The organism is Luteimonas sp. e5, from assembly GCF_054031035.1.
The window spans coordinates 218,118-236,933 of sequence record NZ_JBSTRX010000001.1; the positions used below are offsets into that span (position 1 = coordinate 218,118).

Sequence of the window (18,816 nt, forward strand, 5' to 3'; positions counted from 1 at the left end):
AAGCATAACGCGAGTGGCCGTCATGCTGAACACGCTTTGCACGCGAAAGGGGCATGGTGCGGGCATCAGGCGTTCGCCGCAACCCATTCCGCGACCCCCGCGAGCGCCGCGGGCAGTGCAGGGCCATCCTCGCCGCCACCCTGGGCCATGTCCGCACGGCCACCGCCGCGTCCTCCTATCTGACCGGCGACATGCGACAACAGTTCCCCGGCCTTGATCCGGCCCATGGCCGCGCCGCTGACACCGCTGACCAGGGCGACCTTGCCATCGCCGCCGGCACCGGCGAGCACGATCACCGCATCGCCCAGTTGCTGCTTGAGCCGATCCACGGCCTCGCGCAGGGCCTTGGCATCGAAGCCTTCCAGCCGCGCGGCCAGCACCTTCAGGCCATCGACGTCCACGGCCTGGCCGGCGAGATCGCCGGTGGCCGAGCTGGCGGCCTTGGCCTTGAGCGCTTCCAGCTCGCGCTCCAGCTTCTTCTGCCGCTCCAGCAGGCCGCGCAGCTTGTCGGCGCCATCGCCCTGGTTGGCCCCGAGCAGGGCGGACAGTTCGGCCAGTTGCCGTGCCTGCGCGGCGACGTGATCCAGTGCGGCCTGGCCGGTGACGGCCTCGATGCGGCGCACGCCGGCGGAGACGCCGCCTTCGGAAATGATCCTGAACAGGCCGATGTCGCCGGTGCGGGCGACGTGGGTGCCGCCGCACAATTCGGTCGATGTCGGGCCGAAGCGCAGCACGCGCACCTGCTCGCCGTACTTTTCGCCGAACAGCGCCAGCGCGCCGAAGTCCAGTGCTTCCTGCATGCCCATGTGGTGCACTTCGCCTTCATGGTTGGCGCGGATTTCGGCGTTGACCCGCTGCTCGATCGCGGACAGCTCCTCGGCGCTGAGCGGCTGGAAATGCGAGAAGTCGAAACGCAGCCGGTCCGGCGCGACCAGCGAGCCCTTCTGCTGCACATGGCTGCCCAGCACCTCGCGCAGCGCGGCGTGCATCAGGTGGGTCGCGCTGTGGTTGAGCACGATCGCCGCGCGCCGTTCGGTGTCGATCGCGCCATGCAGCATGTCGCCGATGCGCAGGCGGCCGAATTGCAGGCGGCCGACGTGGGCGTGGAACTGGCCGGCCAGCTTCAGCGTGTTGCCGACGGTGAAGCGGCTTTCCACGCCGTTCAGCGCGCCGGTATCGCCGACCTGGCCGCCGGACTCGGCATAGAACGGGGTGCGGTCGAGGATCACCACGATGTCGTCGCCGGCTTCGACCTCCTGCACCGGCTTGCCCTCGTGCAGCAGGGCGACGACCTTGAGGCTGCCGGCTTCGCCGTGCTCGTAGCCGAGGAACTCGGTCGGCTGCATTTGCGCAATCAGCTCGGTCGGCAACACCAGCCCGCCGCCGAACTTGCCGGCGGCGCGCGCGGTGTCCTTCTGCTGCTGCATGGCCGCCTCGAAACCGGCCACGTCCACCGACAGGCCGCGCTCGCGGGCCATGTCCTGGGTCAGGTCCAGCGGGAAGCCGTAGGTGTCGTACAGGCGGAAGGCGTCGTTGCCGGGAATGGTCGCGGCAGCCTGCGCGGCGACCTCGTTGAAGATGCGCATGCCGGCGTCCAGCGTCTCGGCGAAGCGCTCCTCTTCGGCCTTGAGTGCGCGCTCGATGGTGGCGCGCTGCTCGCGCAGGATCGGATAGGCCTCGCCCATCAGCGCATCCAGCGTCGCCACCAGCTGGTGGAAGAACGGCTGGCGCACGCCCAGCATCCAGCCATGGCGCAGGGCGCGGCGGATGATCCGGCGCAGCACGTAGCCGCGGCCTTCGTTGGACGGCAGCACGCCATCGGCGATCAGGAAGCTGGCGGCGCGGATGTGGTCGGCGATCACGCGCAGCGACTTGTTGTCGGTGTCGCGGGTGCCGGTCAGTTCCGCGGCACGTGCGATGAGCTGCTGGAACAGGTCGATCTCGTAATTGGAATGCACGCCCTGCAGCACCGCGGCCAGGCGCTCCAGGCCCATGCCGGTGTCCACGCAGGGCGCCGGCAGCGGCAGCAGTTCGCCGTCGGGCTGGCGGTCGTACTGCATGAACACCAGGTTCCAGATTTCGATGAAGCGGTCGCCTTCCTCATCCGGCGAGCCGGGCGGGCCGCCGGGGATGTGCGCGCCGTGGTCGTAGAAGATTTCGCTGCACGGCCCGCACGGGCCGGTATCGGCCATCTGCCAGAAGTTGTCCGAGGCAAACGGTGCGCCCTTGTTGTCACCGATGCGGATGATGCGCTCCTCGGGCAGGCCGATCTCGTCGCGCCAGATGGCGAAGGCTTCGTCGTCGGTGTGGTAGACGGTGGCGAGCAGGCGCTCGGCCGGCAGCTGCCACACCTCGGTCAGCAACTGCCAGGCCCAGACGATGGCATCGCGCTTGAAGTAGTCACCGAACGACCAGTTGCCGAGCATCTCGAAGAAGGTGTGGTGGCGCGCGGTGTAGCCGACCGAATCCAGGTCGTTGTGCTTGCCGCCGGCGCGCAGGCAGCGCTGCACGTCTGCGGCGCGAACGTAGCTGCGCTTTTCCGCGCCGAGGAACACGTCCTTGAACTGGACCATGCCCGAGTTGGTGAACAGCAGGGTCGGGTCGTTGCCCGGCACCAGCGGTGCGGACGGCACGATGGTGTGGCCCTTGTCGGCGAAAAAGTCAAGGAAATCCTTGCGGATGTCGGCGGTGGTTTTCATGCGGGACGGAATCGGTGGTCTGGCGCGGCGGGCACGAACTCACCCGCGTTCCCCTGGATATGGGCGCGGGGCTCGGCCGGCAAGCTGGGAGGCACAAGGGTAGCAGGACGCGCCGATCCTGCGGATGGTTTTGCCGATCGCGTCGATCGCTGATCGTGATGGATCGCCTCGAGGGATCGCGTGGCGCACGACCAGGCCGAAGCGGCAGCGGGATGGTCGTGGGAGGGGCGGGTGGAGCGGGCCGGCCCGCGTGCAGCCCAAGGCGTTTGCCGCCGGCTCTCAGGCGTCGAAATACTCGTCGAACTCGCTGCTGCGCGTGGCGCGGCGCATCTGCTCCGTGCTGAAGCCGCGACGCAGCAGGAATTCGGCCGCCTTGCGCTGCCGTGTGCGGTCGAGGTGGAGGCCGCTGCCGAAGCGACGCTGTACCAGGTCGAAGGCGAGGCGGTTCCAGTCTTCCTCGAACGCGGCGAAGGCCGCCTCGACATGCGCCTCGTCCACACCATGGGTGGCGAGTTCGGCACGGATGCGGATCGGCCCGTGGCCTTGCGCGGCGCGGCTGCGCAACAGGGATTCGGCGAAACGCTGGTTGCTCTGCCAGCCGGCCTCGGCCATCTGTTCGACCGCCGAGCGCGCTTCATCCGCCGTCACGCCACGGGCTTCGAGCTTGAGCTGCAGTTCCTTGCGCGAATGCTCGCGACGCACCAGGAGGCCCAGCGCGCGCTGCCCCGGCGTCGGCGGCGGACGTGTCCGGCGACGACGCGAGGGGGACGCGTCATCGCCGGGCGGCGGGCTCATGCTTCGGCGCCGGCGCCTTCCTCTTCGCGCTCGGCTTCTTCCGGAATGTGGATCTGACGCAGCTGGGTTTCCAGCTTGGCCGCGATCTCGGGGTTTTCCTTCAGATAGTTGCGGGCGTTTTCCTTGCCTTGGCCGATGCGCTCGCCGTCATAGCCGTACCAGGCCCCGGCCTTGTCCACCAGCTTGGCATTGACGCCCATCTCGATCAGCTCGCCCTCGCGCGAGATGCCCTCGCCGTAGAGGATTTCGGTGATGACCTGCTTGAACGGCGGTGCCAGCTTGTTCTTGACCACCTTGATCCGGGTCTGGTTGCCGATGATCTCGTCACCCTTCTTGATCGCGCCGATGCGGCGGATGTCCAGGCGTACCGAGGAGTAGAACTTCAGCGCGTTGCCGCCGGTGGTCACTTCCGGGCTCTGCCCCGGCATCATCACGCCGATCTTGTGGCGCAGCTGGTTGATGAAGATCACCATGCAGTTGCTGCGCTTGATGTTGCCGGTGAGCTTGCGCAGGGCCTGGCTCATCAGGCGGGCCTGCAGGCCGGGCAGCTGGTCGCCCATTTCGCCCTCGATCTCGGCCTTGGGCGTCAGTGCGGCGACCGAGTCGACCACCACCATGTCCACCGCGCCCGAGCGCACCAGCATGTCGGCGATCTCCAGTGCCTGCTCACCGGTGTCGGGCTGCGACAGCAGCAGATCATCCACGTTCACGCCGAGCTTGGCGGCATAGACCGGATCGAGCGCGTGTTCGGCGTCGATGAAGGCGGCGGTGCCGCCGGCCTTCTGGCATTCGGCGATGGCCTGCAGGCTGAGGGTGGTCTTGCCCGAGGATTCCGGGCCGTAGATTTCCACCACGCGGCCCTTGGGCAGGCCGCCGATGCCGAGTGCGAGGTCAAGCATCAGCGAGCCGGTGCCGATGGTTTCGACCTGCTCGATGGCACGATCGCCCATGCGCATCACCGAGCCCTTGCCGAACTGCTTCTCGATCTGGCCAAGCGCTGCGGTCAGCGCGCGTTTGCGGTTTTCGTCCATCTTGGTGTCCTCGGTGCGGGATTTGGAAACGGAAGTGTTCTTGCTCATGGGTTCCAGTCTGCACGGGGCCTGTCGCACAGGCTGCGACCGGGGCGCGCGAGTCTGAAATTAGTCCCTTGCCGCGGCTGACGGCAGCGGGCGATGACCCTGCGCAGGGTAGGGAAAAGACGCGCGCGACTCACCGATTTGGCCTCACCAGCCCGCAATACAGGCCTTCGATGGCGAAGTCCTGCCCCGGCTGCACCTCGATCGGTGCGTAGTCCGGGTTGCGTGGCAGCAGGCGGATGCGATCGCTGCTTTTCTTCAGCAGTTTGACCGTGATTTCCTCGTCGATGCGGGCGACCACGATCTGCCCGTTGCGCGCCTCGGGAGTGCGGTGCACGCCGATCAGATCGCCGTCGAAGATGCCTTCGTCCACCATCGAGTCGCCCTTCACCTTGAGCAGGTAGTCGGGCCTGGGCGAGAACAGCACGCGATCGAGGATCAATACCTGGTCGGAGCCGATGTCCGCGCCGATCGGTACGCCGGCGGCCACCTGGCCCAGCACCGGCAGACGCACCGCGGTTTCGTCCAGATCTTCCAGAGGCAGCCCGGGCTGCGGTGATTCGGGCGCGTGCAGCACGCGCAGGCTGCGCGCGACGCCGGGCTTGCGCTCGATGGCGCCGGCCGCTTCCAGTGCTTCGAGGTGGTACTGCGCACCCCGCACGCCCTTGAAACCGAAGGCGCGCGAGATTTCCGCCTGCGAAGGCGGGTAGCCATCGGCCTCGATGCGCTCGGCGATGAAGCCGAGGATCGCCTGCTGGGTGTCGCTGAGGGTGTCGATATCCATGTGAGTAGTAATACTACTCACATGCCGTCATTGCAAGTGTCGGATCGACCGAGGGCGCGGACTGCCGCATGTGCATGGCCCGCACCATGTGCGGGCCGACTGCATGTTTCAGCGGGCGCCGCTCCAGCCGCATTGCTTGCCGGCGTTCTGCTGCTTGAGCCAGTCCTGCAGCGGGGCGAAGTATTCCAGTACCGCGCTGGCGTCCATGGTTTCGCCGCCGGTCAGTTCCTTCATCGTCTGCTGCCATGGCTGGCTGGCGCCCTTGGACAGCATCGCCCAGTAGCGTTGGCCGGCCTCCTTGTTGCCGTAGAAGCTGCACTGGTACAGCGGGCCGGCGTGGCCGGCGGCATCGCACAGCGACTTGTAGAACTGGAACTGCAGCACGTGGGAGAGGAAGTAGCGGGTGTAGGGCGTGTTGCCGGGCACGTGGTACTTGGCGCCCGGGTCGAAGAATTCCTCGCCGCGCGGGCTCACCGGGGCCACCCCTTGGTACTTGGCTTTCAGCTCCCACCAGGCCTTGTTGTAGTCGTCGGGCTTGATCGAGCCATCGAACACGCCCCAGCGCCAGCGGTCGATCATCAACCCGAACGGCATGAAGGCGACCTTGGCCAGCGCCATGCGCATCTGCGAGTTGATCAGCGCTTCCTGCGACTGCGACTGCTGTTCCACCAGGCCGATCGATTGCAGGTAGTCGGGCGTCATCGCCAGTACGATGACGTCGCCGATGGCCTCGTGGAACCCGTCATGCGCGCCGGCCTGGAACATCGCCGGCTGCACGTTGTAGGCCAGGTCGTAATAGATGTGGCCAAGCTCGTGGTAGATGGTGGTGAAGTCTTCCTCGTTGGGCTTGATGCACATCTTGGTGCGCACGTCGCCCTTCATGTCCATGTCCCAGGCGCTGGCATGGCAGACCACGTCGCGGTCGCGCGGCTTGAGGAATTGGGTGTTCTGCCAGTAGCTGTCGGGCAGTTTCGGCATGCCGAGCGAGGTGTAGAAATCCTCGGCGCGGCGGGTCATGGCGACGGCGACATCCATCTGCGCGGCGCGCTCGATGTCCTCGGCGCTGCGCCCGGCGGGTTTGGCCTTTTGCGCGGCGAGCGCGGCCTGGTACTGCTTTTCCAATGCACCGGTGATGTCGAGGCTGCCGGCCTGCGGGTAGGGCGCCAGCAGATCCCACAGGTTGCCCCAGTCCTGCTGCCACATGTTGCCCAGCAGGTGCGCGGGCAGCAGGCCGCCGGCGACCTGGCCCTTGTCGGCGCCGTAACGCGCCTTGAGCTTGTCCCCGGCGTAGCAGTGCAGTTGCTCGTACAGCGGCTCGACCTGCTGCCACAGGCGGTCGGTTTCGGCGGCGATCTGCGCCGGACTCATGTCGTAGCCCGAGCGCCACAGTTCACCGGTGTTGGCGAAGCCGAGGTTCTGCGCGCCTTCGTTGGAGAGCTCGACGAAGCGCTGGTAGTCCTTCCTCATCGGCACCGAGATGGTGTGCCAGCCCTGCCACGCGTCCAGCTGCGCGTCGTAATCGCGGTTGCTGCGCAGCACGTCCTCCAGTTCGCCGAGCTGGCGGCACTGGCGCGCATCGCCTTCGCCCTTGCAATAAGTACCGGCACCGTACATGCCGCCCATGCGGCTGGCGATGCGGGTGAGTTCGGCCAGGTGCGCGGGATCCTTCGGCGGCGGCATCGAGGCCGAGAGCTTGAGCAGCTGCAAGGTGCGCGCGCTTGCCGCTGACATCGGCGTGCCCTCGTGGCGCTTGGCTTCCTCGATCCACGCGTTGAGGCGGGTCAGCCAGCGCTCGTCGCTTTTGGCCGCCAGCATCTGCGTGTCGTCGTTGATGTAGGTCGCGGCCAGCCACTGCGGCACGGTGATTTCGGGATACATCGCCTTGAGCTCGTCATTGATGCGGGCGACGAACTGGTCGGCGCTTTCCGCGGCCGGCGCACGGGTTTGCGCACTCAGGGAAAGCGGGACGAGGCTCGCCGCGATGGCGAGCGAGAGCAGGGCGTGGCGGAGCTTCATGCGGGATCCCCCAGTGGGTGAAAACCCGAGTGTAGGGGAGCGGGGACGGTGTGCGCGAGGGCAGGCCGTGCCTGATTTGCCAGCGGCCCGTCCGGTCTTGGCGCCGCGGGCGCTGCGTGCTCAGCGTGGCGGGATCAGCAGCTGCCCGTCGGCATCGACCAGGCCATGCGCGCGCAGCCAGGCCCAGGCTTCGTCGGCATCGCTTTCCACGTAGGCGCGGGCCGAGCCGAGGCGGAAGCTGTAGCCCCAGGCATCCATGTCGGCATACATGCGTGCGCGACCGACGCCGGGCAGGGCTTCGGCGAGCAGGGTCTGCAGCACGCACACCGCGTCCTCCTCGGCGATCGAATCGGTGGCGTCGGTATGCACCGCGGCGCGGCGCTCGGGCGGCAGCACGATCAGGTGGCCGGCTTCGTGCAGCAGCGAATGCACCGGGGTGTCGTCGCGCGCGTACACCTCGTGGCCGATGATGCCGGCCTCACACTCGCCCCAGTAACTGCCGGGGATGTTGCTGCCATCCTCGACCCGGTGCAGCGTCAGGCCGTAGTGGGCGAGCAGGCGGCGTGCGTCGGCGAAGCCGATATCGACCATGCGCAGCACCGCCGGTGGCGGGCCGTGCGCGGACGCGCCGGTGTCAGGCATCGCCGTCGCGGTTGTCCGGCAGTTCGACCGAGATGTCGAGCACGTCGTAATCGCCGTGCTTGTCGCGCGACACCTTGATCGCCTCTTCGTCCACGTTGACGTACTTGCGGATCACCGCGATCAGCTCCTCGCGCAGGCGCGGCAGGTAGTCCGGGGCGCCGAACTTGCTGCGCTGCTCGGCGATGATCAGGGTCAGGCGGCTGCGCGCGGTGCTGGCGCTGTCGCTGCGAGGCTTGAGGAAATCGAAAATACCCACCATCAGCCTCCAAAGATCCGGCTCAGCAGGCCCTTCTTCTCGGCCTGCACGAAACGCATCGGGCGCTCTTCGCCCAGCAGCCGCGCCACCGAATCCTCGTAGGCCTGGGCGGCGTCGGAATTGGCCTCGAGGATCACCGGCTCGCCCTTGTTGGAGGCATTGAGCACGTCGGTCGATTCGGGGATCACGCCGATCGCCTTCAGCCCGAGCACTTCTTCCACGTCCTTGACCGAGAGCATTTCGCCCTTTTCCACCCGTGCCGGGCTGTAGCGGGTCAGCAGCAGGTGTTCCTTGATGCGGCCGCCTTCCTCGGCCTTGCGCGTCTTCGAGGACAGCAGGCCGAGGATGCGGTCGGAGTCGCGCACCGAGGAGACTTCCGGGTTCACCACCACCACCGCCTGATCGGCGAAGTACATGGCGAGGAAGGCACCCTTCTCGATGCCCGCGGGCGAGTCGGCGATGATGTATTCGAAGCCGTCATCGGCCAGTTCCTTGAGCACCTTTTCCACGCCTTCCTGGGTCAGCGCGTCCTTGTCGCGGGTCTGGCTCGCGGCCAGCACGAACAGGTTGTCGAAGCGCTTGTCCTTGATCAGCGCCTGACGCAGGCTGGCTTCGCCGTTGACCACGTTGACGAAGTCGTACACCACGCGCCGCTCGCAGCCCATGATCAGGTCGAGGTTGCGCAGGCCGACGTCGAAGTCGACCACCGCGGTCTTCTTGCCGCGACGTGCCAGGCCGGTGGCCAGGCTGGCACTGGTGGTGGTCTTGCCGACCCCGCCTTTGCCGGAGGTCACTACGATGATTTCAGCCAAGGGATTTCTCCAGGGTTGGGGGCCGAATGCGGGTATCGGACCTGCAATCAGCCGTGGTCGAGCGCTTCGAGTTTGAGTTCGTCACCATCCAGGCTGACCTGCACCGCGCGCCCGACAAGTTCGGGCGGGATGTCGTCGGCCACCTTGTAGTGACCGGCGATGGCGACCAGTTCGGCATGGAACTCGCGACAGAATATCCGTGCGCGCTCCATTCCGCGCGCGCCGGCCAGGGCGCGGCCGCGCAGCGCGCCGTAGATGTGGATCGAGCCGTCGGCGATGACTTCCGCGCCAGCACCCACGGTGCCGACCACGGTCAGGTCGCGCGATTCGGCATACAGCTGCTGGCCGGAGCGTACCGAGCCGGCTTGCATCAGGCCGGGTTCGCCATTGGCCGCGGCGGCATCACCCGGGCCGGGCGGTGGGGCCGCGGCGGGTTCGGGCGCGGGCGCCGCGGACGTGCGGGCGATCTCATCCGGCTCGTACTGTGCGCGGAACTTGGCCAGCAGCGGCAGGCCGAGGGCTTCGGCGAGGGCGTCGTTCTCGCTGCTGCCATAGGCCAGGCCCACCGGCAGCGCGCCGGCTTCGCGCAGGGCATTGATGAGGTCCTGCGCCTCGGCCGCGGCGGGCAGGTGCGAGAGGCCACCGAAATCGAGGATCACCGGTGCACGCGAAAACATCTTCGGTGCGCGCTTGATGCGCTGACGCATCTCCTCGGCCAGTGCCGGGATGTCCAGCTTGCGCAGGCGCAGGTTGGCGATGCCGACCTGGCCGAACTTCAGCTCGCCGGCAGGTTCGTAATCGGGGAGGTTCACGCGCGCGCCCCACCCAGTCGCCCGTGCGCGGGCGCGGTGGCGCGTGGGCGGATCATCCAGGGGACATCGGGCAGGTCATCACCATACGTCTGGCGAATCCAGCTGTGACTGCACAGCGGTTTCATCAGCATGCAGGCGCGTGTGCCATCAGGCTGCACGTTCTGGCCGACTTCGTGGAAGCCGAAGCTGCCGTGGAACAGCAGTGCGGGGTCGTTGCCTTCCTGCAGGAACACTTCGCAGCACAGCTCCGGGTAATGCGCTTCGGCATAGCTCTGCACGTCGGCATACAGCGCACGGCCGACGCCACCGCCACGGCGGCGGCTGGCGACCACGATGCGGTCGATGTAGAGGAAGTCGGGGTAGCGCTCGGCGAACCAGCGGAAGTTGAGGCTGTCATGGCCGCTGCCGCTGCCGAAGGCCATCAGCACGCCGGCGAGGTGGCCATCGCTCAGCGCGACGCGGAAGTATTCGGCACTGTCGTGGAAGCGGCGCAGGCGCGCAGCGTCCAGCGGAAGGATGCCGGGCCCGGCGGCATTGTTGAGGGCGAGAACGGAATCCAGCTCGTGCTCATGCACGTCGCGGACGAGAATCGACATTCCTGTCTCCGGTGTTTTTGCATCGGGCCGAAAGGCGACCGTGGGCGGATTATCGCATGGCCTTGCGCCATCGGCAGCCGTATGGAGCGGCCGCGGGCATGACTTGTGGGCCGCGCACGGGTTTTCCCAGCATGACTAAGATGCCGCATGTTCGGCAGCATTTCCCATACCCGGTTGTTGCGCTACGCCGGCCTGTTCACCTGGGCCATGGTGGGGGCGCCGTTGCTGTACACGAGCTTCGTGCTGGGCCGCGCCGATGGTCCCTCGGCGGTGCCGAGCATCGGTCCCTGGGGCTGGCTGGCCTATCTGGCGTTCGGCATCCTGTACTACGGCCTGACCCTGCGCATGGGTCAGGCGATGCGGCGCAACGTGCTGGATTACATCCTGATGCTGCTGCTGCTGGCCTGCTCGGTGGCTGTCAGCCATTTCAGCGGCAGCGGGCTCGGCGGCATCCTGATGGTGGTCGCGGCCACCGTGCTGCCGTGGACCCTGCCGCTGCCCTGGGGCATCGGCCTCTTGGCGCTCAGCCAGGCGGCGATCGCGCCGATCCTGGTGCTGTGGCAGGACTTCGACTGGCCCTCGGCGCTGCTGCAATCGCTGATCTATGTCGGCTTCTGTGCGTTCTCCTTCATCACCGGCCTGGTCACGCGGCAGCAGTCCGAAGCGCGCGAGGAGCAGCGCCGGCTGAACGCGGAACTGCGTGCGACACGCGCGCTGCTGGCCGAGAGCGTGCGCGTCAACGAACGCACCCGCATCGCGCGCGAGCTGCACGACCTGCTCGGCCATCACCTGACCGCGCTCAGCCTGAATCTGGAAGTGGCCGGGCACCTGACCGAGGGCAAGGCCGCCGGCCATGTGCGCCAGGCACACACTCTGGCCAAGCTGCTGCTGACCGACGTGCGCGAGGCGGTCAGCCAGATGCGCGAGGATTCCGCCGCGCTGAACGTGGCCAGCGCGCTGCGGCCGCTGGCCGAGAACGTGCCGAACATGACGATCGACATGCAGGTCGCCGAGGATCTGGTGGTGGCCGATCCGGCGCGCGCGCATGTGCTGCTGCGCTCGGTGCAGGAAATCATCACCAACGCGGTGCGCCACTCGGGCGCGCGACGCCTCCAGATCCGGTTGCAGCGGGACGATGATGAAGGGCGCATCCGCCTGCATGCGCGCGATGATGGCCGTGGCGTGGACGCGCTGCAGCTGGGCAACGGCCTGCGCGGACTGGCCGAGCGGGTGCGCCAGGAGGGCGGTGACGTGGCGGTGGAAACCGCGCCGGAGCAGGGGTTCGCCGTCGACCTGTGGCTGCCGCTGGCGGCCGAACCGGCGCCATTGACGAGCAAGGGAGCAAACGGATGATCCGGGTATTCCTGGTGGACGATCAGACATTGGTGCGGCAGGGCGTGCGTTCGCTGCTGGCGCTGGCCGAGGGCATCGAAGTGGTGGCCGAGGCCGCCGACGGGCGCGAAGCGGTGGCGCGCATTCCAGAAGTCGCACCCGATGTGGTGCTGATGGACATGCGCATGCCGGTGATGTCGGGACTGGAAGCGCTGCAATCGCTCTCGCGCAGTGGCCAGTTGCCGCCGACCATCATCCTCACCACGTTCGATGACGACGAACTGGTGCTGGCCGGGATCAAGGCCGGCGCGCGGGGCTATCTGCTCAAGGACGTCTCGCTGGAGCAACTGGTGGACGCGATCCAGACCGTGGCCGGCGGCGGCTCGCTGGTGCAGCCGGCGGTGACCCAGCGCCTGCTGTCGGGGCTGGAGCACATGCGCAACGAATTCGTCAGCCTGGAGCGACCGGATCCGCTGACCGAGCGTGAAACCGAGATCCTGCGGCTGATGGCCGGCGGGTTTTCCAACAAGGAAATCGCCAATTCACTGGGCGTGGCCGAGGGCACGATCAAGAACCACGTGTCCAGCATCCTCAGCAAGCTCGGCGTGCGCGACCGCACCCGCGCGGTGTTGCGCGCCTTCGAGCTGAACCTGGTCGGAGGGCAGTGAGCCTGCCCCTCGGCCTGCAGCGATGTCGGGATCATCAAAAATTCATCGTCCGGCTATCGCGCCAGCCACCTGCAGTTTGTTAGGATTGCCAATCCGTGACCCGCGACGGCCGGCTGCCGCCCTGGAGACCCCTGAATGACCCGTTTGATCGAGTTCCTGATTGCCCTTGCGATTGTCGCCGTCCTGTTCCTCATCGTCGGCGTGATCCTGCCTGACCACCGTCAGGTCTCCGAGAGCGTGGAAACCAACCGGCGACAGACCATCGTCTTCGATACCGTCAACAGCTTCGCCCGCTTCCGCGACTGGAATGCGATTCCCGCGCGTGACCCCGCGGTCCAGCTCAAGCTGTCCGGCCCGGAAAGCGGCAAGGGCGCGCGCGTGGACTACGATTCCAAGGAAAAGGGCATCGGCAAGGGCCACTGGCTGATCACCGGCTCCGAGCCGAAGAAGCAGGTCGACTTCGCCATCGAAAACCCGCACTGGGGCACCAACAAGCGTTCCACCATCACGCTGACCCCGACCGGCCGCAACAACCGCAACGTGCTGATCACGCAGAGCTACGACGTGGACTACGGCTGGAACCTGATCGGCCGCTACGCCGGCATGTACGTGCGCAGCTTCGTCGGCGAAGACATCAAGATCGGTCTGGCGCGCCTGACCCATCTGCTGGCCGGCATCCCGAACCAGGATTACGGCATCGCCAATGGCCGCCTGCAGGGTCTGGAGCTGGTCGAGCTGCCGGCGCAGCATGTGCTGCTGGTCAGCTCGGGCGCGGTCAAGCGCGACGACGAAAGCATCCAGTCGGCGATGAACTCCAACCGCGAGTGGATCAAGCGGGTGATGGACGCCAGCGATCTGGAGCCGGCCGGCCCGGTGCAGATCCTGACCAACGAACTGGCGCGCGAAACCTACAACTTCGACGTGATCCAGCCGGTGAAGCCGAAGGGCAGCGAAAGCGCCGGCAGCGAGCCGTTGAAGCCGACCCTGCAGGGTCCGGTGAAGTACGAGCAGCGCGAAGCGCAGCGTGCCGCGCACGCCACCTTCACCGGCTACTTCGCCGAGCTCGAAGGCATGCGCAACGCGGTGCGTGCATGGGCGCTGGTGCGCGGCCTGGAGCCGGTGTCGCGTCCGTTCGAGGTGTATACCGGCGGCATCGAGCCGGCGTTCACCGAGGATGGCAGCTTCGACATGTACTGGCCGGTCAAGTAACCCCGGCCGGATGCCAGGAACGCCGCGCACTGCGCGGCGTTCGTCTTTGTGCCACGGGAGATCGCGATGAATGCACGCTTGACGGGTGGGCTTGGCGAAGCGCAGATGCGCCATCGCTTCTGGTTCGGCATGGCCGGCTCGTTGCTGGCCGGGGTTTCGGTGGCGCTGGCGGCATATGCCGCGCACGCCGCGCTGGAGCCGCAGGCGCGGCACTGGCTGCAGCAGGCGGCGCTGTTCGGCTTCGGCCACGGTGTGGCGCTGGCCGCGCTGGCACCGCTGGCGGTCAAACGCCTGACCTGGCTGGGCCTGGCCTGCCTGTTGCTCGGCGTGCTGCTGTTTTCCGGCAGCCTGGCCCTGGCGGCCTTCGTCGGCACCTCGACCACGCTGGCGCCGTTCGGTGGCGGCATGATGATGCTGGGCTGGTTGCTGCACGCCATCGGGCAATGGCGCCGCTGAGCACACGGCATCGGCGCGGCTTCGACACGCGCATCGCCGAGAAGCACCTGGCACGGCACGATCCTGCGCTCGGTACGTGGATCGAACGGCTCGGTCCGATCGTGCCGCAGGCGCAGTGGCGCGGGCGCTTCGATCCGGTCGATGCGCTGGCCCGCGCAATCCTCTACCAGCAACTGTCGGGTCGCGCCGCGGCGACCATCGTCGCCCGGGTCGAGGCGGCGATCGGCAGCACGCGCCTGCATGCCGACACCCTGGCACGGATCGATGATGCCGGCCTGCGTGCCTGCGGGGTCTCGGCGAACAAGACGCTGGCGCTGCGCGATCTGGCGCGGCGTGAGCAGCTCGGGGAGATTCCATCGCCGGCGCGGATGGCGTGGATGAGTGATGCGCAGATCATCGCCGGCCTGGTGCCGGTGCGCGGCATCGGCCGCTGGACGGTGGAGATGCTGCTGATGTTCCGCCTGGGACGTGCCGACGTGCTGCCGGTGGATGAACTCGGCATCCGCAAGGGCGTGCAGGTGCTGGACGGGCTGGAGCGCTTGCCGACGCCGCGCGAGACGCTGGCGCGCGGCGCCTGCTGGGCGCCATTCCGCACCCAGGCCGCGTTCCACCTGTGGCGCATCGCCGATGCCGGCAGCGGCACGTCGGTACCGCGCTCGCAGGATTGAGCATGCCGGCGGGCACTGTGTTCAGCGCGGATGGAAGCGCCAGTGCCAGGGTTCGTAGACGATGCCGTGCGGGTTGTCGCGCGGATAGCTGAGGCGAAAACCGTGATCGCCGGCGCATTGCTGCAGCCAGTCGAATGCCGGGGTCGCTTCGAAGCTGGTTTCTGCCGGTGGCTGGCCGGGGGTGCCGATATCCAGTGCGAAACCGGAATGGTGTTCGGAAAAACCGGGCGCGGCATTGACTTGGAGGATTTGCGCGACTTGCAGGCCCCGCGCGCGCTTGCGCGCGAAGATGCCGAGTTGATAGGCATGGCTGCGGTAGCCGGAGATCGCCTCCAGCCGCACCCCGTCGGCGCGTGCCGCCGCCTGCATGCGTGACCAGGCGCGCGCGGCGTCGGGGTGCAGCCACAGTGCACGCCGGTAGCGGTCGAAGCCGGCAAAGGCCAGCCAGTCCGGCTCCGCCACCAGGGGCAGGGCGGTGGATCGCGCATAGTCCTCCGCATCCAGTCCCAGCGACCGCAGCCGGGCGTGCAGGCCCTCCAGCGGCAGGGCCCGTGGCGGCCGAGTCCACGAGCCATTTCGCGCCGTGCCGTGGCGCGCCAGTGCATGCGCGGTTTCCAGCCAAGGTCGGCGCAGTGCCGTGCGCTCCATGATGGTTGCATCGCCGTCCGCGTCGAACGCGGCCAGATAGCGCCCGTCGCACTTGCGTCGCAGCACCCAGCGACTGCGCGCCAGCAGGCGGGCATCGGCGTTGCGACGCGCACGCAACAGCCAGGCCGGCCACAGTTCGAGCTCGGCGCTGTTCAGCAGCAGGATGGGGCGAGGATGCATGTGCACAGGATACGGCGCGTGCTGCCGGTCTTCAGCATGCGCACATGGGCTGCATGGGTGCACCTGCCGGCGTTTCAGTCGACTGCGGCAGTGAGGGCCTGGAGCAGGGCGCGCGGCTGCTCCAAGCTCAGCAGCAGCTGGCGGCCATCGCGCCGCGGCAGCACCAGCACCCGCTCGCGATCGGTCAGCAATGCGAAGCTGCGTCGTCCCGCGCGATTGATGAAGTGGCCGGCGGAGTAACCGGGCATCGAGGTGCCATTGACACGCAGCCAGCCCGGGGCGTACTCGGCATGTTCGTGGAGATTGACGATGCGCGCCTCGTGCAGCAGCAGTTCGGATACCGGCACCGAGCTGCGGTTGAATCCTGCGACGATGCGCAACTCCCCATCGGCCAGCGTGACCCGACGCCGGTTCACCGCGGTCAGCAGCAGCGCCGTCACCAGCAGGCCGGTGGCAAGTGCCACCCATGTCGCGGTGGCGCCGTCGCGTGTGGCCCGCAGCAGCATCCAGGCCAGCACCAGCACCACCGAGCCGACCACCAACCCGACCAGCCGGCTGTCCGGCGGAGTGACCTTGAAATCGCGAGGCGCTTTCATGGGCTTGCCTTGATCCACGCGGCGATGTCGGCCCCGAATCCGCTATCGGGGGCGCTCGCAAGGAGGGTTGGCGTGGGGCAGGCCCGTGGCGCCACCTGCCGCACTTCGTGGGGAACGACCTGCCACGCCTGCCAAGCCGCCCGTGCCGGCTGGATGCCTTGACTGGCATGGAGGTGCTGCGCTGCACGCATGTCAGCCGGCCTTCTTCTTGAACACCGCGCAAGCGGCGGAGGTGGGCGCAGGCTGGCTGAAGCTGACCAGTTCCCAGCCCTGGCGGCCCAGGCGGTCGAGTTCCTCGCGCATGGCCTGTGTGTTGAAACCGCCCAACATCTTCGGCTTGAACTCGATGACCTCGTATTGCCAGCGATCATTCATCGTGCGGCTCCCTGGGTGTTCGAGTCGATGCGGCGCTTGAGGTAGAGGCGGGTCGGCTCGGTCAGGCTGCAGCGCAGCGCGGCGACCAGTTCCCAGCCGTCCTCGCCGAGTGCGTTGAGGGTTTCCTCGACCTTCTGCCCCGGTGCGCCCAGCACTTGGGCCGGAATGTCGATGACCTTGTATTGCCAGCGTTCGCTCATGGGGATGGATCCTCGTCAGGTTCGGGTGGGGCAGGGGAGTGCTTCAGCCGGCCGGCGCGACGCAGGGCATCGCGCAGCACGTATTCGATCTGTGCGTTGACACTGCGCAGCTCGTCATCGGCCCAGCGCTGCACCTCGCCCAGAATGGTCGCGTTGATGCGCAGCGGATAGGCTTTCTTCGCGGTCATTGCTGTTGCAGGCGCTTGTGCACGCGGCGCACGGCGATGAGCAGGGACACCACCAGGCCGTTCACCAGCAGCACCGCACCGAGCGCGATCGTGCGCATCAGCCGTGCATCGGCGGCGAACAGATAGGTCGCCAACGCGAGCAACAGCATCACGATGCCGATCAGTGCCATGTGCAGCGCCATCGGCGGCGAGGTCGGGCGCGGATCACGCGAGAACCACAGCGCCATGCCGATCGCCGGCAAGGCCAGCAATGCCATCAACAGCGCGGCATGCAGCGGTGCCATCAGTACAGCGTTCCCGCGTTGACGATCGGCTGGGTGGAACGCTCGCCGCACAGCACCACCAGCAGGTTGCTGACCATGTGCGCCTTGCGCTCTTCGTCCAGTTCCACGGTGCCGTTCTTCTGCAGTTCGGCCAGTGCCATCTCGACCATGCCCACGGCGCCGGCGACGATCCGCGTGCGCGCGGCGATGATCGCGTTGGCCTGCTGCCGCTGCAGCATGGCTTGGGCGATTTCCGGCGCATAGGCGAGGTGGCTGATGCGTGCATCCAGCACCCTGACGCCGGCATCGGCCAGGCGCTCGGCCAGTTCCTTCCGCAGATGCTCGGAGATTTCCGCGGCGTGGCTGCGCAGCGACATCTGCCCGTCCTCGTGCTGGTCGTAGGGGTAGCTGGTCGCCATCGAACGCAGCGCGGCCTCGGACTGGATGTGCACGAAGCTCTCGAAATCATCGACGTTGTAGACCGCCTCGGAGGCATCCACGACCTGCCACACGATCACCGCGGCGATCTCGATCGGGCTGCCTTCGAGCTCGTTCACCTTGAGCTTGCCGCTCTCGAAGTTGCGCACCCGCAGCGACACCTTCTTGTTCGAGAAGAACGGGTTGTTCCAGCGCAGCCCGCTCTCCTTGACCGTGCCGACATACTTGCCGAACAGGCTGATCACCGCCGCCTGGTTGGGTTGCACGGTGTACAGGCCGAGCAGACAGAACACGGCGGCGAGGGCGAGCGGGATACCGCCAACCAGTTTGATGGCCCAGACAAGGCCGACGTCATCGGTTCCCGCAGCCGCGCTGCTGATCACCAGCCAGCCCGCGACAGCCAGCAGCAGGAGCAGGACAATCAGCATCGGGATGCCGGGCAGCGAGCGGATCGGGTTTTCTTTCATGGCAGCTCTCCAAGGGTCGAACAAAAAGATATCAAAAAGATATCACTTGTCAAGCCATTCGATCCGCCCTGCGCATTGCCTGCGGTCGGGGCAACGAAAACGCCCGCCAAGGGATGGCGGGCGTGTATCGAGTCGCGGACAGTTGAAGGGTGTTGCCGTCAGTTGCGGACCCAGGTGGCCTTGCGGCAGAACGGGCCCTTGCAGCCGGTGATGCGCAGTTTGGCGCCGCCTTCGATGACTTCCACCGACTTGGCACGGAAGGTATCGCCGCTGGACGGCTTCAGGCCATTGCCATCACCCCAGGCCTTGCCGGTCGGCTTGAGGTTCCACAGCACCGGCATGCCGATGATGGAGCGGCCCTTGTCGGCACCGCTGCACTTGGTGCAGGTCGGCGGCGCGGCAATGTTCTCGATGATCTTCGCCGCGAGCGTGCCGTTCTGTGCCTCGTAGACCTCGACCACGGTCATCGGCTTGCCGGTTTCGTCATCCAGCGTGGTCCATTTGCCGATCGGCGACTGCTGCGCCGCGGCCATCATCGGCAGCGCGGCCAGGCCAATGGCCAGTGCAAACAGGGTCTTGCGCATGTAACTCTCCTGATGTGAGGGCTCCCCCGGTGGCCACTGCCATCGGATGCCTTCTT

Annotated in this window: 23 protein-coding genes; 5 read left to right on the plus strand and 18 right to left on the minus strand. The window is 67.2% G+C overall.

Going from position 1 to position 18,816, the window contains the following annotated elements:
- Positions 1-65: 65 nt before the first annotated feature.
- From alaS to ACW11F_RS01160, 10 genes are all read right to left on the minus strand, one after another.
- Positions 66-2,699, minus strand: coding sequence for an alanine--tRNA ligase (gene alaS / locus ACW11F_RS01115; RefSeq protein WP_456995036.1), 2,634 nt, complete (start codon positions 2,697-2,699; stop codon positions 66-68).
- 279 nt (positions 2,700-2,978) lie between these two features.
- A complete protein-coding gene (locus ACW11F_RS01120; protein ID WP_456995038.1) occupies positions 2,979-3,494 on the minus strand; it encodes a regulatory protein RecX in 516 nt (171 codons plus the stop codon).
- A complete protein-coding gene (gene recA / locus ACW11F_RS01125; RefSeq protein ID WP_456995856.1) occupies positions 3,491-4,525 on the minus strand; it encodes a recombinase RecA in 1,035 nt (344 codons plus the stop codon). The genes ACW11F_RS01120 and recA overlap by 4 nt, the downstream gene beginning before the upstream one ends.
- 178 nt (positions 4,526-4,703) lie before the next feature.
- Positions 4,704-5,354, minus strand: a complete 651-nt coding sequence (gene lexA, locus ACW11F_RS01130) for a transcriptional repressor LexA (RefSeq protein WP_456995040.1) — start codon at positions 5,352-5,354, stop codon at positions 4,704-4,706.
- Between the two features lie 108 nt (positions 5,355-5,462).
- Entirely contained in the window at positions 5,463-7,370 is a 1,908-nt protein-coding gene (locus ACW11F_RS01135; protein ID WP_456995042.1) for a M2 family metallopeptidase, read from the minus strand.
- Positions 7,371-7,490: 120 nt separating this feature from the next.
- The gene (locus tag ACW11F_RS01140; RefSeq protein ID WP_456995044.1) at positions 7,491-8,012 is read right to left on the minus strand and encodes a hypothetical protein; all 522 of its coding nucleotides are present in this window, start codon (positions 8,010-8,012) and stop codon (positions 7,491-7,493) included.
- Positions 8,005-8,268 carry a cell division topological specificity factor MinE gene (gene minE, locus ACW11F_RS01145; RefSeq protein ID WP_456995046.1) on the minus strand — a complete coding sequence of 88 codons (264 nt, stop codon included), beginning with the start codon at positions 8,266-8,268 and terminating at the stop codon, positions 8,005-8,007. Before minE ends, ACW11F_RS01140 begins: the two co-directional genes overlap by 8 nt.
- Before the next feature lie 2 nt (positions 8,269-8,270).
- Positions 8,271-9,080 carry a septum site-determining protein MinD gene (minD, locus tag ACW11F_RS01150; protein ID WP_456995048.1) on the minus strand — a complete coding sequence of 270 codons (810 nt, stop codon included), beginning with the start codon at positions 9,078-9,080 and terminating at the stop codon, positions 8,271-8,273.
- 47 nt (positions 9,081-9,127) lie between these two features.
- Positions 9,128-9,892, minus strand: a complete 765-nt coding sequence (minC, locus tag ACW11F_RS01155) for a septum site-determining protein MinC (RefSeq protein ID WP_456995050.1) — start codon at positions 9,890-9,892, stop codon at positions 9,128-9,130.
- A complete protein-coding gene (locus ACW11F_RS01160; RefSeq protein WP_456995052.1) occupies positions 9,889-10,488 on the minus strand; it encodes a GNAT family N-acetyltransferase in 600 nt (199 codons plus the stop codon). Before ACW11F_RS01160 ends, minC begins: the two co-directional genes overlap by 4 nt.
- A 147-nt stretch (positions 10,489-10,635) precedes the next feature.
- Here ACW11F_RS01160 and ACW11F_RS01165 point away from each other — a divergent pair, with 147 nt between their 5' ends.
- The 5 genes from ACW11F_RS01165 to ACW11F_RS01185 all read left to right on the plus strand — a co-directional run bounded on the left by ACW11F_RS01165 (position 10,636) and on the right by ACW11F_RS01185 (position 14,821).
- Positions 10,636-11,841 (plus strand): sensor histidine kinase, encoded by a 1,206-nt coding sequence (locus ACW11F_RS01165; RefSeq protein ID WP_456995054.1) that lies wholly within the window; start codon positions 10,636-10,638, stop codon positions 11,839-11,841.
- Positions 11,838-12,488 (plus strand): response regulator, encoded by a 651-nt coding sequence (locus tag ACW11F_RS01170; protein ID WP_456995056.1) that lies wholly within the window; start codon positions 11,838-11,840, stop codon positions 12,486-12,488. The genes ACW11F_RS01165 and ACW11F_RS01170 overlap by 4 nt, the downstream gene beginning before the upstream one ends.
- 135 nt (positions 12,489-12,623) lie before the next feature.
- On the plus strand, positions 12,624-13,697 hold the full coding sequence (locus ACW11F_RS01175; RefSeq protein ID WP_456995058.1) for a polyketide cyclase: 1,074 nt from the start codon (positions 12,624-12,626) through the stop codon (positions 13,695-13,697).
- Positions 13,698-13,763: 66 nt separating this feature from the next.
- A complete protein-coding gene (locus tag ACW11F_RS01180) occupies positions 13,764-14,153 on the plus strand; it encodes a DUF423 domain-containing protein (RefSeq protein WP_456995060.1) in 390 nt (129 codons plus the stop codon).
- A complete protein-coding gene (locus ACW11F_RS01185; protein ID WP_456995062.1) occupies positions 14,141-14,821 on the plus strand; it encodes a DNA-3-methyladenine glycosylase family protein in 681 nt (226 codons plus the stop codon). The genes ACW11F_RS01180 and ACW11F_RS01185 overlap by 13 nt, the downstream gene beginning before the upstream one ends.
- Positions 14,822-14,842: 21 nt before the next feature.
- Here the strand turns inward: ACW11F_RS01185 and ACW11F_RS01190 are convergent, their stop codons facing one another.
- The 8 genes from ACW11F_RS01190 to ACW11F_RS01225 form a co-directional block, all read right to left on the minus strand.
- Positions 14,843-15,649, minus strand: a complete 807-nt coding sequence (locus ACW11F_RS01190; RefSeq protein ID WP_456995064.1) for a M15 family metallopeptidase — start codon at positions 15,647-15,649, stop codon at positions 14,843-14,845.
- Positions 15,650-15,723: 74 nt separating this feature from the next.
- A complete protein-coding gene (locus tag ACW11F_RS01195; protein WP_456995066.1) occupies positions 15,724-16,245 on the minus strand; it encodes a hypothetical protein in 522 nt (173 codons plus the stop codon).
- A gap of 192 nt (positions 16,246-16,437) precedes the next feature.
- Complete coding sequence (locus ACW11F_RS01200) at positions 16,438-16,620, minus strand: DUF4177 domain-containing protein (RefSeq protein WP_456995068.1); 183 nt, start codon at positions 16,618-16,620, stop codon at positions 16,438-16,440.
- Positions 16,617-16,820 (minus strand): DUF4177 domain-containing protein, encoded by a 204-nt coding sequence (locus tag ACW11F_RS01205; protein ID WP_456995070.1) that lies wholly within the window; start codon positions 16,818-16,820, stop codon positions 16,617-16,619. The genes ACW11F_RS01200 and ACW11F_RS01205 overlap by 4 nt, the downstream gene beginning before the upstream one ends.
- A complete protein-coding gene (locus ACW11F_RS01210) occupies positions 16,817-17,008 on the minus strand; it encodes an Arc family DNA binding domain-containing protein (RefSeq protein WP_456995072.1) in 192 nt (63 codons plus the stop codon). Before ACW11F_RS01210 ends, ACW11F_RS01205 begins: the two co-directional genes overlap by 4 nt.
- Positions 17,005-17,292: a hypothetical protein gene (locus ACW11F_RS01215; protein WP_456995074.1), complete on the minus strand. Its 288-nt coding sequence runs from the start codon at positions 17,290-17,292 to the stop codon at positions 17,005-17,007. Before ACW11F_RS01215 ends, ACW11F_RS01210 begins: the two co-directional genes overlap by 4 nt.
- On the minus strand, positions 17,292-18,176 hold the full coding sequence (locus ACW11F_RS01220) for an SPFH domain-containing protein (RefSeq protein ID WP_456995076.1): 885 nt from the start codon (positions 18,174-18,176) through the stop codon (positions 17,292-17,294). Before ACW11F_RS01220 ends, ACW11F_RS01215 begins: the two co-directional genes overlap by 1 nt.
- Positions 18,177-18,334: 158 nt before the next feature.
- Positions 18,335-18,760: a DUF2147 domain-containing protein gene (locus tag ACW11F_RS01225; RefSeq protein WP_456995078.1), complete on the minus strand. Its 426-nt coding sequence runs from the start codon at positions 18,758-18,760 to the stop codon at positions 18,335-18,337.
- Positions 18,761-18,816 lie beyond the last annotated feature (56 nt).

Coding starts and splice junctions, on each gene's coding strand:
- alaS (WP_456995036.1), bottom strand. CDS start 2,699: ATGAAAACCACCGCCGACATCCGCAAGGATTTCCTTGACTTTTTCGCC.
- ACW11F_RS01120 (WP_456995038.1), bottom strand. CDS start 3,494: ATGAGCCCGCCGCCCGGCGATGACGCGTCCCCCTCGCGTCGTCGCCGG.
- recA (WP_456995856.1), bottom strand. CDS start 4,525: ATGGACGAAAACCGCAAACGCGCGCTGACCGCAGCGCTTGGCCAGATC.
- lexA (WP_456995040.1), bottom strand. CDS start 5,354: ATGGATATCGACACCCTCAGCGACACCCAGCAGGCGATCCTCGGCTTC.
- ACW11F_RS01135 (WP_456995042.1), bottom strand. CDS start 7,370: ATGAAGCTCCGCCACGCCCTGCTCTCGCTCGCCATCGCGGCGAGCCTC.
- ACW11F_RS01140 (WP_456995044.1), bottom strand. CDS start 8,012: ATGCCTGACACCGGCGCGTCCGCGCACGGCCCGCCACCGGCGGTGCTG.
- ACW11F_RS01160 (WP_456995052.1), bottom strand. CDS start 10,488: ATGTCGATTCTCGTCCGCGACGTGCATGAGCACGAGCTGGATTCCGTT.
- ACW11F_RS01165 (WP_456995054.1), top strand. CDS start 10,636: ATGTTCGGCAGCATTTCCCATACCCGGTTGTTGCGCTACGCCGGCCTG.
- ACW11F_RS01170 (WP_456995056.1), top strand. CDS start 11,838: ATGATCCGGGTATTCCTGGTGGACGATCAGACATTGGTGCGGCAGGGC.
- ACW11F_RS01175 (WP_456995058.1), top strand. CDS start 12,624: ATGACCCGTTTGATCGAGTTCCTGATTGCCCTTGCGATTGTCGCCGTC.
- ACW11F_RS01180 (WP_456995060.1), top strand. CDS start 13,764: ATGAATGCACGCTTGACGGGTGGGCTTGGCGAAGCGCAGATGCGCCAT.
- ACW11F_RS01185 (WP_456995062.1), top strand. CDS start 14,141: ATGGCGCCGCTGAGCACACGGCATCGGCGCGGCTTCGACACGCGCATC.
- ACW11F_RS01190 (WP_456995064.1), bottom strand. CDS start 15,649: ATGCATCCTCGCCCCATCCTGCTGCTGAACAGCGCCGAGCTCGAACTG.
- ACW11F_RS01195 (WP_456995066.1), bottom strand. CDS start 16,245: ATGAAAGCGCCTCGCGATTTCAAGGTCACTCCGCCGGACAGCCGGCTG.
- ACW11F_RS01200 (WP_456995068.1), bottom strand. CDS start 16,620: ATGAATGATCGCTGGCAATACGAGGTCATCGAGTTCAAGCCGAAGATG.
- ACW11F_RS01205 (WP_456995070.1), bottom strand. CDS start 16,820: ATGAGCGAACGCTGGCAATACAAGGTCATCGACATTCCGGCCCAAGTG.
- ACW11F_RS01210 (WP_456995072.1), bottom strand. CDS start 17,008: ATGACCGCGAAGAAAGCCTATCCGCTGCGCATCAACGCGACCATTCTG.
- ACW11F_RS01215 (WP_456995074.1), bottom strand. CDS start 17,292: ATGGCACCGCTGCATGCCGCGCTGTTGATGGCATTGCTGGCCTTGCCG.
- ACW11F_RS01220 (WP_456995076.1), bottom strand. CDS start 18,176: ATGAAAGAAAACCCGATCCGCTCGCTGCCCGGCATCCCGATGCTGATT.
- ACW11F_RS01225 (WP_456995078.1), bottom strand. CDS start 18,760: ATGCGCAAGACCCTGTTTGCACTGGCCATTGGCCTGGCCGCGCTGCCG.